This is a genomic window from Pseudomonas sp. GW821-FHT11G12 (assembly GCF_058808055.1).
The window spans coordinates 251,015-264,213 of the sequence record NZ_JBXARH010000001.1; the positions used below are offsets into that span (position 1 = coordinate 251,015).

Below are 13,199 nucleotides of genomic sequence, written 5' to 3' on the forward strand. Positions count from 1 at the left end.
AATTTTAAAGAGCTAGTCGGCTGGCGAATCAAGAGGGTCGTGGAGTTAATGATTTCGAAACACTTGGAGTCCACCATGATTAGTCATGAGCAAATGATTAATTTTTCAGATCTGTTGAGTAAAGGTAAAGCTGAGGCCGATGCAACTCGGAACATAATGAAGTTTATGTGCGCGGGCGTCGGTATGGTTCTTCAGGACGAAGAAGTGTCCCCTGTTGTCAATGGCGCGTTTACAGCTGCGCACATATACTGGTTTGAGGGGGGAGAAAATGAAAAAGAGTTGAATGCTGCCAGGGTCAAATGTTGGGATTTTCTGGAGGCGAAAGGGCGCGATGTCGACATTGAAGATAACGAAGATGCTGCCATAAGAGCCTTATTTTGTGTCATGTATCCTGACAGAGTTTCCGATGAAGATTTCGTGCAGGAGTCTTTTCAATGGTTTTTCGAGATGATCAACAGGATTGGCCATTTCAGTCGGGCGTTCGAACAGCTAGCCACAAAAGCAGCTCTTGATGGAGAGTCGAACTCAAGAGGGCCGAAGCGCTGAAATAGCCAAACGGGCGTCTTTTTAAAACGCACGTTGTTGTTACCAACACTGATTGTGACCGGATGCTGAACATGCCCCCGCTGATCGAACTCCCCGAAAGCCTGCGTCCACTGTTTCTCGCCGCAGGCTGGCCCACTACCAGCACCGAACCGCTGCCGGTTTTCGTCCCACCTGAACACCCGGCCGCGGCCTTGCTCGGGCAACTTGCCGGACTGCGGGTGGGCACCTGCGGCGCAGGTGAGGAATGCGCTACCAGTGATGTCGAATTCGGCACCTTTGAACATCTGCATGGGAGCGAAGAGTTCCTTGAGTGGCAGCAACGCCTGGGCAGTACCTTGGTGAGCATCGCCGAAGTCCAGCACGGCCACGGCGCGCTGTTGATGGACGAGCGGGGTCGCTGCTACGTCTTGAGCCTTATCCATGACGAACTTTGGATGCAGGGACGTGACTTCATTCAGGCCTTGGAAACCCTGATTTTCGGGCGCAAGGCCGGTGAGTGGAGCGAGTGATTCCTGACCCCCCCGGACTTGTTGAGTGTAAAGAGTTCGTCTGTCTGTTCGTGCTGATACGATTTTGAGTGGGCAGCAGGCTAGCCCAGGGGTTCAAAAAGCAAAAAGATCGCAGCCTGCAACAGCTCTACATCCGGATTAATTTTCCCCTGTAGACGCTGCTGCAGCCTGCGATCTTTTGCTTTTACTTCGCAGAAAACTTCAACACCACGCTCTGCGTGTAGGTCTGTCCCGGATCCAGACGGGTGCTCGGAAAGTTCGGCTGGTTCGGCGAGTCCGGATAGTGCTGGGTCTCCAGAGTGAACGCGCCCCAGTGCGGATAGACCTTGCCACTCTTGCCCTTGACCGTGCCGTCGAGGAAGTTGCTGGTGTAGAACTGCACGCCCGGTTCGTTGGTGAACAGCTGCAAGTGGCGACCGGATTGCGGGTCGCTGACTTCGGCGGCGAGTTTGCTTGCGTCCCCTTTGGTGTCCAGCGCCCAGTTGAAGTCGAAGCCGCCGTGTTTCGGTTCGGCGAATTTCAACTGCGGGTGATCGACCTTGATGTGCTGGCCGATGGCGGTCGGTTGGGTGAAGTCCATCGGCGTGCCGGCCACGGGGGCCAGTTCGCCGGTCGGGATCAGTTTGGCGGTGACCGGGGTGTAATGGCTGGCGTGCAGGGTGGCGACCTGTTTGAGGATGTCGCCGTTGCCGGCACCGGCGAGGTTGAAGTAGCTGTGGTTGGTCAGGTTGAGCACTGTCGGTTTGTCGGTGCTGGCCTTGTAGTCGATGCGCAGTTCGTTGCTGTCGGTGAGGCGATAAGTCACTTCGGTAGTAAGGTTGCCGGGGAAACCCATTTCGCCATCCGCCGACAGGTAGGTCAGGGTCACGCCGACCGAATCCTGGTCCTTGGTTTCCTTCGCCTTCCAGACTTTTTTGTCGAAGCCCTGAGTGCCGCCGTGCAAGGCATTGGTCTTGTCGTTCTGCGGCACCTGGTAGCGTTTGCCATCGAGCTCGAACGCGCCATCGGCCAGACGATTGCCGAAGCGGCCGATGGTCGCGCCGAAGTACGCGGTGCCTTTCTGGTAACCCTGCACATCGTCGAAGCCTAGGACGATGTCGTCGAGCTTGCCGTGTTTGTCCGGCACCAGCAGCGCCTGCAAGGTTGCGCCGTAGGTGATGACCGTGGCTTGCATGCCGTGGCTGTTGCGCAGGATGTATTGCTCGACGGGCGTGCCGTCATTGGTTTTGCCGAAGGCTTTGTGTTCGCTGGACAGGCCGGCGGCCTGGGCGGAGAGGGTGGCGATCATCAGGGACAGTCCGAGGCCGCAGAGTTGATGTCGGGATTGAAGCATGGTTGACCTTCCATTTTGTTGTTGTTTTGAAAATCGCTAAATAGTCATGCTAATTATCGTGTGAATGAAAATTTATAGCGGATTAAACGTTTATTGCAAAAATAAAGTCGGACTAAATTGAGTGGGTGTCCTGCGCCGAAGGTCGGGAAATCGCTGCGGCACTGCACTTTTGCGAAATCCTCGGCTCTATCCATGGCCAGGTTGCGGTGACTCCCGCCGCACAGGAATGTGTCCCTCAAAGAATTCATGTCGAGAGTTTTTCGCCCAATCGCTGCTTTCATTCATCGCCCGTGCCTGTTACTGGCCTGCCTGTCGACGCTGTTGCTCGGTGGTTGCAGCCATCAGGACGGCAACAATTTCATCAACCAGATGCGCGAGGGCAGGCCTCAGGAGTTTCTCCAGACCAGCGTCGATCGCATGGCCACGCTGGCGATGCGAGACAACCTCGACAGCCTTTATCGTTTGATGGGCAAGTTGTACCTGCGCAACCCGGACGAGCTGCGCAAATCCGGCTTCCTCGACATTCGCACCGCGGTCAAGCAGGTGCGGCTGGCGATCGAACAGCAGCAACCGTTGCCGACGCTGGGCGGCAAGAAGGATCTGGCAGCGCTGAGCTACGCCATGAGCCCGGAGTTTCTCGGTGACCGGGTTGGTGCGTTTATCTATGCGATCGGCAGCATGCTGGTCACCGCCCACGGCAACCGCACCGAGTTCTACATGACCGATGAGATCAACCCGACCTTCGTCAACAACGCCGCGCGCAACATCGAGAAAGCCACGTGGATCCTCGCCCAGCGGCAGAACAAGGAAGGTCAGCCGCTGCTGTTCTCCAACGAGATTTCCGAGGAGGGCAGCAATCTGAGCTTCGCCACGGAGTTCGGCAAAGTCGTGGCGCGTCTGGACTTGCTGACCCAGATGCTCGACGAGCGCTACCGGCGCATCGGGCTGAATTACGCCCAGAGCCTGCTGTTTTTGAATTTTTTGCCAGTGCAGTGAGCCAAGTCGGTTAGAGTGACGGACGATCGTGTTTGTATACAATCTGTCGTTCGATTTGACTCAAAGGGAGCTGCACCCGTCATGACCGACCCCGCAAGCGCCGAATTCACGAACCTGGAACGTGCCACCCGCACGGATAAACTGCCTTACGCCGCACTGCTGGCGTTTGCCATGACCGGCTTCATCGCCATCCTCACCGAAACCCTCCCGGCCGGTCTTTTGCCGCAGATCGGCGCCGGCCTCAACGTCAGCGAAGTGCTGGCCGGTCAACTGGTGACGCTGTATGCGCTGGGCTCGATTGTCGCGGCAATACCGCTGACGGTCGCCACCCGTGGCTGGGGGCGCAAGCGGGTGCTGTTGATGACGGTCGGTGGATTTCTGCTGTTCAACACCGTCACCACGTTTTCCACTCATTACGGTGTGACCCTGGCGTCGCGGTTCCTGGCCGGGATGGCGGCAGGGCTGTCGTGGGGGATCATGGCCGGTTACGCGCGGGGGATCGTGCCGGTGCATCAGCAGGGCCGGGCGCTGGCGATTGCCATGCTCGGCACTCCGGTGGCGTTGTCGCTGGGTACACCGGCCGGCACCTGGCTGGGCAATGTGATCGGCTGGCGCGCCTCGTTCGGGATCATGTCGGCGCTGGCTTTGGTGTTAGCGGCGTGGATCGTCATCGCGGTGCCGGATCGGCCGGGCCAGGCCCGCGCCGAACGTTTGCCGTTGATGCAGTCGCTGCGCTTGCCCGGCGTGCGCCCGGTGCTGTTCGTGGTACTGACCTGGATGCTCGGCCACAACATTCTCTACACCTACATCGCGCCGTTCCTGATGCAGGCCGGTCTTGGCGAGCGGGTCGACCTAGTGCTGCTGGTCTTCGGTCTGTGCTCGCTGCTGGGGATCTGGATCATCGGCCTGTTGGTGGATCGCTGGTTGCGCGGGTTGGCGCTGATCAGCCTCGCGGTGTTTGCCGTGACTGCGTTGGTGCTGGCACTGGTCGCGCCGTCGCCCTGGCTGATTTATGCCTGCATGGCGGTGTGGGGCCTGTCGTTCGGCGGCTCGGCGACGTTACTGCTTACCGCCGCAGCGGACTCCGCCGGGGAGCACGTCGATGTGGTGCAGGCGATGCTCACCACTTCATGGAACGTGGCAATTGCCGGCGGCGGATTGTTTGGCGGATTGCTACTGGACCGTGCAGGGGCGATGTCGTTTCCGTGGGCGTTGCTGATTCTTTCGCTGATCGCGTTGGCCACGGTCTGGATCAACAGCACCCACAGTTTTAAACCGGGACGGCGGCAGCACTGATGTTCAAGAAATGGCATAACGATAGATCCGATCGATATAGGGCGTTATAAGAAAACTGGTTATGCTGCGGGCCGGATTTTCCTGTGGTTCGTCTGGACGTCTTAATGGAATTGGCAAATTTCGGCCTGGTGATTGCCGGGCTGGTCGTGGGGTTCATCGTCGGCATGACCGGTGTCGGCGGCGGTTCGTTGATGACGCCGATCCTGCTGTGGTTCGGCATCAATCCGGCCACGGCGGTGGGCACGGATCTGCTGTACGCCGCCATCACCAAATCCAGCGGCGTGCTGGTGCACAGGAAGAACAAGAACATCGACTGGGCCATCACCGGCTGGCTGACCCTGGGCAGTGTCCCGGCGGTGGCGATGACCTTGTGGTTTCTCAGCACTCTGCACACCGCGCCGGACGCGATGAATGCAATCATCAAGCAGGCGTTGGGTTTTGTGCTGTTCGCCACGGCGCTGGCAATTTTGTTCAAGAAACGCCTGCTGGAGTTCGCCCACAAACGTGCCGGCGGCAACTACAACCCGAGCGGTGCGCGCCTGAATGTCATGACCGTGATCACCGGTCTGATCCTCGGAACCATGGTCGCCCTGACTTCCATCGGCGCCGGCGCCCTCGGCACCGTCGCACTGTTCATCCTCTATCCGCTGCTGCCGACCCGCCGTCTGGTCGGCACCGAAATCGCCCACGCCGTACCGCTGACCCTGGTCGCGGGCCTCGGCCACGCGAGCATGGGCAATATGGATTGGGGTGTGCTGGGCTTTCTGCTGGTGGGGTCGCTGCCGGGCATCTGGCTCGGCAGCCACCTGACCGGTCGCGTCTCCGATGAACTGCTGCGCCCGTGCCTGGCGACCATGCTGGTGCTGATCGGCTACAAACTGGCGTTCTGATCGGCAGGCAAGCCATGAGCGAAACCACGTTCCATTGCAATGGCCGCCTCGCCATCACGGTCGAGCCCCGGGAGATGCGCATGAGCCACTGGCTTTACGCGCCACTGGTCGTCGATCAGCAGCGCCAACAGACGCTGCTGGACTTGAGCGACAGCCAGTGGGATCTGATCTCCACCAGCGAGGAAAGCGACAACGGCATCAAACTGTTGCTGCGCAGGTATCCGGGTGACAAACCTGCGGTGTCCCTGAGCGTCAACCTCGATGACGGAATGCTTCGGCTTGACGGCCGATGTGTCGATTCATCCGGGCTGGAAGTGGCGCTGAGCCAAGCGATCACTGGCTGATAGAACGTTTCATCACCGTCACCGGCAAGCCGTCATACTCCATCTCTTCCACCACCTCCCAACCCAGTCGCGCATACAGCGACTGCGCCGCATCGGTGTACAGGTACAACTGCGGCAGGCCCAGCGCGGCGGCTTCCTCGACGATGCGGTTGACCAGCTGCGAAGCGATGCCACGTCCGCGTTGTTCGGCCTTCACGTAGACCCCGGCCAGCCACGGCGTCAGTTGCGGACGGGCGTCCATGTCACTGTCGATCAGCAGCGCACCGCCGAGCAACCGGCCGTCTTCGAGCGCCACCACCACGCTGGGAATCGCGCCTTTGCCGCAGGCGGCGCGCATGCGTTCGGTGCGGGCGGCGAGGGTGTCTTCGGGGTTGTACTGGCCCCATTCCTTGAAGTTGAGCTCGGCCAGTTCTTCAATCAGTTCGGGGTGATCGCACAGGTAGTCGATGTGCATGGGGCTTGAACTCCGTTTCATCAGCAGAACAACCACCCTAATGCGGTCATGAAAGGTAATCAAATGCGCGACATGATCGAGCGCATGCGGTTGCGCAAAATCGTTGCTGACCTACGCTTTGAACAAGGCGAAACATATTTGCCGGGTAACCCCGGAACAATCGCCACGATGCGCAATCATTAGAGCGTGGATATCAAAAGGAGATGCGCATGCTCATCAGGTCACTGACCCTGACACTCTTGCTGGCGATTGCCGGCCCCCTGTTCGCCGGCGACAACGATTCCCCGCTGGACGTCGACAAAGGCAACTACCGCCCCTTGATCGTCATCGCCAGCAGCACGGTCGACCCTGTCTGGGTCAGCCTGAAAAAGTCGCTGGAAGACCCGGCCAACAAGCAAGGCATCGCCGACCGCAAGCTCAAGGTCTACACCATCCTCAACATGTTCGGCCAACTCGACGGCAAGGACCTCGGCCAGCAGGACACCATGGGGCTGTTGCGCTCGTTGAAGCTGGGCGCCGGGGCTTATCCGAAAATTTTCCTGGTGGGCAAGGATGGCGAGACCAAGCTTGCTGTTTCGGGTGATGAGGCCAAGTCAGTCGATTTGAAAAAAGTCTTCGACACCATCGATGCACTGCCAGCCGCCGAGAAAGAGCTTGCCGCGCCGCCTCCAGCACCGGTGGCTGCTGAAGCGGCACCGACCAAAGGGACGAAGGGCGGCAAACCGGCAAAACCCGCGAAGCCGGCCAAACCTGCGGAAATGCCGGATGACTGATGGCGTGATCGTGGAATGAGCTGAAACAAAAATGGGCGACCTTCTCAGGTCGCCCATTTTTTATGGCGTGATTACCGGGTCAACTCACCCAGAATCTTGTGCGCAATCTTCACCCGCTCTCCATTCGGATAATTACGGTTCGCCAGAATCACGATCCCGACTTTCTTCGACGGCACGAACGCGACATACGCACCGAAGCCACCCGTGGCGCCGGTCTTGTTGAGCAGCACGTTCGCCGGTTCCGGCTGTGGCGGGTTGAGCCATTTGACCTTGTGCGCTTCCATCGCCATCGGCGTGGAGTTGCCGTCCAGCAGGCGCTCGAGGCTGATCGGGTAGGCGTAGCGTTCCCAGCCCAGGCCCTGGGTCATGTCGCCGACGGTGTAGTAGCCGGTGTGGGTGAGGGCGATGGCTTTTTGCAGCGGTGTTTCGAGTTTGGCGGTGTCGAGGTTGGCTTCGACGAATTGCAGCAGGTCCGCAGCGCTGGTTTTCACGCCGTAGGCTTCGGAATCCAGTGCGCCGGGGCTGACTCGCACCGGTTGGTTGTTCTTGTCATAGCCCTGGGCGTAGAGCTTCTCTTCAGACGCGGGCACCGACAGGAAGGTGTGCTTGAGCCCGAGTTTCGGCAGCAGGGTTTCGGTCATGATCTGATCGAACGGCTGGCCGAGGCTTTTTGCGGCCAGATAACCGAACAGGCCGATGCTCGGGTTGGAATACAGGCGATGGCTGCCAGCAGGATACGTCGGTTTCCACTGTTGGTAATAGCCGAGCATCTTGTCGGAAGAGTCCGCGGCGTCCGGGAATTGCAGTGGCAGGCCACCGGCGCTGTAGGTGCCCAGTTGCAGCAGGCTGATACGGTCGAACGCGCTGCCTTTCAGCTCGGGCCAGTGCTGGCTGGCCTTGTCGGAAAACGCCAGTTTGCCGCTGGCCTGGGCGTAGGCGCCGAGGGTCGCGGTGAAGGTTTTGCTGACCGAGCCGATTTCGAACAGGGTGTTTTCACTCACCGCTTGCCCGGTGCTTTTGTCGGCAACACCGTAGTTAAAGTAATGCGCCTTGCCATCGACGGTCACGGCTACAGCCAGACCCGCGATGTCCTGTTGCTGCATGACCGGTGTCACGGTGGCCTTGACCAGCGCCTGCAACTGATCGTCGGTTTGCGGGGCGGCCAGGCAGGTGGCGGCGCTGAAGAAAAGTCCGAAAGCGCACAGGGACTTGAGTTTGTTCAGGTTGATCGAAAACATGCTTGAACCACTCTCCATGAGTGTTGATGGTGTTATCCCGCTACACTGCGAGCGTTTTCCGTCGGGCCGGCTGATCGGCGCCGCCAAATCTAGGCAGTCCGGTGTCTTTCGACAAACGATGAAAACTCGGATGAGCCATTAGAAAAATTTGGGACTTGGCATGATTCGACCTCAATTGCCCTTGAATGCATTACGCGCCTTTGAAGCTTCTGCGCGTCATTTGAGCTTCACTCGCGCTGCCGTTGAGCTGTGCGTGACTCAAGCCGCGGTCAGCCATCAGGTCAAAAGCCTGGAGGCGCAACTCGGCGTGATCCTGTTCAAACGCCTGCCCCGTGGGCTGATGCTGACCGGCGAGGGCGAAACTTTGCTGCCGGTGCTGACCACGTCGTTCGATCATATCGCGCAGATGCTCGAGCGTCTGGCAGGCGGGCAATATCGGGAAATGCTGACGGTCGGCGCGGTGGGCACTTTCGCCGTGGGCTGGTTGTTGCCGAGGCTGGCGGACTTCCAGGCGAAACATCCGCTCATAGATTTGCGACTGTCGACCAACAACAATCGGGTGGACGTCGCCGCTGAAGGGCTGGATTACGCGATCCGGTTTGGCGCGGGGGCGTGGCACGGTATCGAGGCGACCCGTTTGCTGGAGGCGCCGTTGTCGGTGCTTTGCGTGTCGGAAATCGCCCGGCAACTGCACACGCCGGGGGATCTTCTGCAGCAGCGTTTGCTGCGTTCCTATCGCACCGATGAGTGGCCGGAATGGTTTCATGCGGCCGGTCTGGCGACCCATGCTGCGCCGCCTCAGAGCATCGTGTTCGACTCGTCGCTGGCGATGATGGAAGCGGCGTTGCAGGGTAGCGGAGTGGCGTTGGCGCCGCCGTTGATGTTTGCCCGGCAACTGGCGGCGGACCTGATCCGCCAACCCTTTGCCATCGAAATCACCACCGGCAGCTATTGGCTGACGCGGTTGCAGTCACGGCCGGAGACGTCGGCGATGGCAGCGTTCAGGCACTGGCTGCTGGAGGCTGCGCAGGCTTAGCGCACCAGACACGGCCGCTTGTTATCGAACGTCCAGCCCGGAATCAGAAACTGCATCGCCACGCTGTCATCCCGCGCGCCCAGTCCCATGCCTTTATAGAGTTCGTGGGCCTTGGCCACCTGATCCATGTCCAGCTCGATGCCCAGCCCCGGTTTCTTCGGTACCTGCACGCAGCCGTCGACGATTTGCAGCGGCGCCTTGGTCAGGCGCTGGCCGTCCTGCCAGATCCAGTGGGTGTCGATGGCGGTGATGTCGCCCGGTGCGGCGGCCGCGACGTGGGTGAACATCGCCAGGGAAATGTCGAAATGGTTGTTGGAGTGCGAGCCCCAGGTCAGGCCCCATTCATGACACATCTGCGCCACCCGCACCGAACCCTGCATGGTCCAGAAATGCGGGTCGGCCAGTGGGATGTCGACTGACTGCAACTGGATCGCGTGACCCATCTCGCGCCAGTCGGTGGCAATCATATTGGTGGCGGTTTTCAGGCCGGTGGCGCGACGGAATTCAGCCATCACTTCACGGCCCGAATAGCCGTTTTCCGCACCGCACGGGTCTTCGGCGTAGGCCAGCACATGATGCTGGTCACGGCACAAACGGATGGCTTCTTTCAATGACCACGCGCCGTTCGGATCAAGAGTGATGCGTGCGTCGGGGAAGCGTTCGGCCAGTGCGGTCACCGCTTCGATTTCGGCGTCGCCGCTGAGCACGCCACCCTTGAGCTTGAAGTCCTTGAAGCCGTAACGTGCATGGGCCGCCTCCGCCAGACGCACTACGGCGTCGGCAGTCATGGCTTTCTCGTGACGCACGCGGAACCAGTCGTTGTCGGCATCCGGTTCGCTGCGGTAGGCGAGGTCGGTTTCCCGGCGATCGCCCACGTAGAACAGATAACCGAGCATCTTTACTTCATCGCGCTGCTGGCCTTCGCCGAGCAATGCCGCCACCGGCACGTCGAGGTGCTGGCCGAGCAGGTCGAGCAGGGCGGCTTCCAGCCCGGTGACCGCGTGAATGGTGATACGCAGGTCGAAGGTTTGCAGGCCGCGGCCGCCGGCATCGCGGTCGGCAAAGGTCTGGCGCACCTGGTTGAGGATCTTCTGATAAGTACCGATCGGGCTGCCGACCACCAGGCTGCGGGCGTCTTCAAGGGTCTGGCGGATACGCTCGCCGCCGGGCACTTCACCGACGCCGGTGTGGCCGGCGTTGTCCTTGAGGATGACGATGTTGCGGGTGAAAAACGGCCCGTGGGCGCCGCTCAGGTTGAGCAGCATGCCGTCGTGGCCGGCCACCGGGATGACTTGCATCTCAGTGATGATCGGGGCTTTGGCGATGTCGTGTGCGGTCATTTGGCGTTGTCCTTTCAAGCGTGTTTCGGCGCGGCATCGGCCACGGCGACGTCAGGTGCGGATTTGGGTGTCATGCGGGCGGCGAACACGATGATCGCGGCGATGATCGAGGTCGCGGCCAGGCCATAGAGGCCGCCCTGGATCGAACCGGTGTGTTGTTCCAGCAGGCCGAAAGTGGTCGGGGCGACGAAGCCGCCGAGGTTGCCCACCGAGTTGATCAGCGCGATCACGGCAGCGGCGATCCGCGCATCGAGATAAGCCTGCGGGATCGGCCAGAACAGCGACGACGCGGATTTGAAACCCAGTGCGGCAAAGCAGATCGCGACGAAGGCGAAGATCGGCCCGCCGGTGGTGGACATGAACATCCCTGCGGCGGCGATCAACAGCGCCGTGGCCACCCACGCCTGCTGGTGTTTCCACTTCGCCGAGAACGAGGCGAATGCATACATGCCGATGATCGACAGCAGCCACGGAATCGAGTTGAACAGGCCGACCTGGAAGTCGCTCATCTCGCCCATCTTCTTGATGATGCTCGGCAGCCAGAACGTCGCGGCGTAGATCGTCAGTTGAATGAAGAAGTAGATCAGGCAGAACAGGATGATCTGTCGGTCCTTGAGCAGTTTGCCCAGCGAAGGCTTGATCGGGGTCGCGGCTTCGCGGGCCTTCTGTTCATCGTCGATGGCCTTGACCAGTGCATCCTGCTCGGCGCGGGTCAGCCACTTGGCATCGTGGGGTTTGGTGTCGAGCCAGAACCAGACGAACACGCACAGGCCGACCGAGAACATCCCTTCGATGAAATACATCCATTGCCAGTCGTGCAGGCCCAGACCTTCGATCTGCAACAACAGGCCGGACAACGGGCCGGAAATCAGCGAGGCCACGGCCGAACCGCTGAGGAATATCGCAATCGCCTTGCCGCGCTCGGCCCCCGGCAGCCAACGAGTGAAGTAGTAGATCACCCCAGGAAAGAATCCGGCCTCGGCCACGCCGAGCAGAAATCGCAGAATGTAGAAGTGGGTTTCGTTCTGGATGAACGCCATGCCGGCGGCCACCAGACCCCAGGTGAACATGATGCGGGTCAGCCAGATTCGCGCACCGACCTTTTGCAGCAGCATGTTTGAGGGGACTTCGAACAGCGCGTAACCGATGAAGAACAGGCCCGCACCGAAGCCATAGGCAGCGGCGCCGATACCGAGGTCATGTTCCATGTGAGTGCGGACGAAGCCGATGTTCACCCGGTCAATGTAATTGACGATGAACATGATCACGAACAGAGGCAGGACGTGGCGTTTGACTTTGGCAATGGCGGAGGACAGCACCGAATCGGCGCCCTCGTTCATCCCGGCAATGGATGATTTCACTTGGTTTTCTCCCACTCGTTATTTTTATGCGGGGTGTGGCTGGGTGCTGCGTTGTTGATAGACATCATACAACTAGATTTTTTTGTCCTACAAGCGGGAGTGCTCAATCAAATTTGTCTACGGGGAGTGGTTTTTATGCTTTTTCGGATTTTAAGTGCCGTATTTGTTGGGGTTTTGAGAGATTTCATCAAGCGTGATACAGCGTTCTGTGCCAGTGATCGTTGGCTGATTGCCCGGCGAAATGGAAGATTTTTTAGCTAAAATCGATTGTTGTCATACAAGTTGAGGGCCTGAAATCATAGGAGCTCATACAAGTCATCCCCCGCAGTGCTACGATCGGTGTGCCCCGATCACCGGAACCGACCATGCAAGAAGACCTCGACGCTCCCGCCCGTAAACGCGCGCACAACCTGGCCCATGACCTGGTGGAAAAACTCACCCAGAGCATCCTGCTCGGCCAGATGTTGCCCGGTGACAAGCTGCCCTCGGAGAATTCGATCGTTCAGGAGCACGGCGTCAGCCGCACCGTGGTGCGCGAGGCGATTTCCAAGTTGCAGGCGTCGGGGCTGGTGGAGACGCGGCACGGCATCGGCACGTTCGTGATCGAGCGTGCGCCGGAGCAGGGGCTGCGGCTGAATGTCGACACCGCGCTGGGGGTGCGCAGCATTCTCGAATTGCGCATGGGACTGGAGACGCAAGCGGCGGCACTGGCCGCGCAGCGCCGCACCGACCAACAACTGGTGCAGATGCGTCAGGCGCTGGACGACTATCAGCGTCTACTGGCCAACAACGACAGTTGCGTCGAGGCCGACCGGCGCTTTCACCTGCTGATTGCCGAAGCCACCGGCAACGTCTGCTTCACCGAGATCATGCAGCACCTGGGCAGTGCGATGATTCCGCGTACCCGGGTCAATGCGGCCGAGCGCGGGGCGGTGGATTTGAGCAAGCTCGGGCAACTGGCGAATCTTGAGCATGAGGCGATCCTCAACGCGATCAAACGTCAGGATCCGGACGCGGCGCGTGCTGCAATGTGGCTGCACCTGACCAACAGTCGTGACCGGTTTTCGGCGGGCGGCGCATAAC

General features: G+C 59.9%; 14 protein-coding genes. 9 read left to right on the plus strand and 5 right to left on the minus strand.

The window, feature by feature from the left end:
• The first annotated feature begins 75 nt into the window (after positions 1-75).
• Positions 76-546 carry a hypothetical protein gene (locus AC1RR7_RS01050; protein WP_146013099.1) on the plus strand — a complete coding sequence of 157 codons (471 nt, stop codon included), beginning with the start codon at positions 76-78 and terminating at the stop codon, positions 544-546.
• 71 nt (positions 547-617) lie between these two features.
• Positions 618-1,055 carry an SUKH-3 domain-containing protein gene (locus tag AC1RR7_RS01055; RefSeq protein ID WP_102621754.1) on the plus strand — a complete coding sequence of 146 codons (438 nt, stop codon included), beginning with the start codon at positions 618-620 and terminating at the stop codon, positions 1,053-1,055.
• A gap of 184 nt (positions 1,056-1,239) precedes the next feature.
• Here AC1RR7_RS01055 and AC1RR7_RS01060 read toward each other — a convergent pair whose 3' ends face one another.
• Positions 1,240-2,388, minus strand: coding sequence for an aldose epimerase family protein (locus AC1RR7_RS01060; RefSeq protein WP_493155776.1), 1,149 nt, complete (start codon positions 2,386-2,388; stop codon positions 1,240-1,242).
• Positions 2,389-2,634: 246 nt separating this feature from the next.
• Between AC1RR7_RS01060 and AC1RR7_RS01065 the strand changes: the two genes are divergently transcribed.
• The 4 genes from AC1RR7_RS01065 to AC1RR7_RS01080 all read left to right on the plus strand — a co-directional run bounded on the left by AC1RR7_RS01065 (position 2,635) and on the right by AC1RR7_RS01080 (position 5,914).
• Positions 2,635-3,384 (plus strand): hypothetical protein, encoded by a 750-nt coding sequence (locus tag AC1RR7_RS01065; RefSeq protein WP_493155778.1) that lies wholly within the window; start codon positions 2,635-2,637, stop codon positions 3,382-3,384.
• An 81-nt stretch (positions 3,385-3,465) separates the two neighbouring features.
• Entirely contained in the window at positions 3,466-4,680 is a 1,215-nt protein-coding gene (locus tag AC1RR7_RS01070; protein ID WP_493155780.1) for an MFS transporter, read from the plus strand.
• Between the two features lie 104 nt (positions 4,681-4,784).
• Complete coding sequence (locus AC1RR7_RS01075) at positions 4,785-5,570, plus strand: sulfite exporter TauE/SafE family protein (protein ID WP_011335062.1); 786 nt, start codon at positions 4,785-4,787, stop codon at positions 5,568-5,570.
• Between the two features lie 80 nt (positions 5,571-5,650).
• The gene (locus AC1RR7_RS01080) at positions 5,651-5,914 is read left to right on the plus strand and encodes a hypothetical protein (RefSeq protein ID WP_493155782.1); all 264 of its coding nucleotides are present in this window, start codon (positions 5,651-5,653) and stop codon (positions 5,912-5,914) included.
• Here the strand turns inward: AC1RR7_RS01080 and AC1RR7_RS01085 are convergent.
• Positions 5,904-6,368 (minus strand): GNAT family N-acetyltransferase, encoded by a 465-nt coding sequence (locus AC1RR7_RS01085; protein WP_102621704.1) that lies wholly within the window; start codon positions 6,366-6,368, stop codon positions 5,904-5,906. The genes AC1RR7_RS01080 and AC1RR7_RS01085 overlap by 11 nt on opposite strands.
• A 209-nt stretch (positions 6,369-6,577) precedes the next feature.
• On the opposite strand from AC1RR7_RS01085, the gene AC1RR7_RS01090 reads away from it, so the two are divergent.
• The gene (locus AC1RR7_RS01090) at positions 6,578-7,141 is read left to right on the plus strand and encodes a DUF4174 domain-containing protein (protein ID WP_493155785.1); all 564 of its coding nucleotides are present in this window, start codon (positions 6,578-6,580) and stop codon (positions 7,139-7,141) included.
• A gap of 71 nt (positions 7,142-7,212) precedes the next feature.
• Here AC1RR7_RS01090 and ampC read toward each other — a convergent pair whose 3' ends face one another.
• The gene (ampC, locus tag AC1RR7_RS01095) at positions 7,213-8,379 is read right to left on the minus strand and encodes a class C beta-lactamase (RefSeq protein ID WP_192558468.1); all 1,167 of its coding nucleotides are present in this window, start codon (positions 8,377-8,379) and stop codon (positions 7,213-7,215) included.
• 160 nt (positions 8,380-8,539) lie between these two features.
• On the opposite strand from ampC, the gene AC1RR7_RS01100 reads away from it, so the two are divergent.
• A complete protein-coding gene (locus AC1RR7_RS01100) occupies positions 8,540-9,415 on the plus strand; it encodes a LysR family transcriptional regulator (protein ID WP_493155788.1) in 876 nt (291 codons plus the stop codon).
• On the opposite strand, the gene gudD is transcribed toward AC1RR7_RS01100, so the two are convergent.
• Positions 9,412-10,755, minus strand: a complete 1,344-nt coding sequence (gene gudD, locus AC1RR7_RS01105; RefSeq protein ID WP_493155790.1) for a glucarate dehydratase — start codon at positions 10,753-10,755, stop codon at positions 9,412-9,414. The two genes, AC1RR7_RS01100 and gudD, sit on opposite strands and share 4 nt — an antisense overlap.
• A 14-nt stretch (positions 10,756-10,769) precedes the next feature.
• Positions 10,770-12,116: an MFS transporter gene (locus AC1RR7_RS01110; protein WP_493155792.1), complete on the minus strand. Its 1,347-nt coding sequence runs from the start codon at positions 12,114-12,116 to the stop codon at positions 10,770-10,772.
• Between the two features lie 365 nt (positions 12,117-12,481).
• Here AC1RR7_RS01110 and AC1RR7_RS01115 point away from each other — a divergent pair, with 365 nt between their 5' ends.
• On the plus strand, positions 12,482-13,198 hold the full coding sequence (locus AC1RR7_RS01115) for a FadR/GntR family transcriptional regulator (RefSeq protein WP_493065173.1): 717 nt from the start codon (positions 12,482-12,484) through the stop codon (positions 13,196-13,198).
• Position 13,199 lies beyond the last annotated feature (1 nt).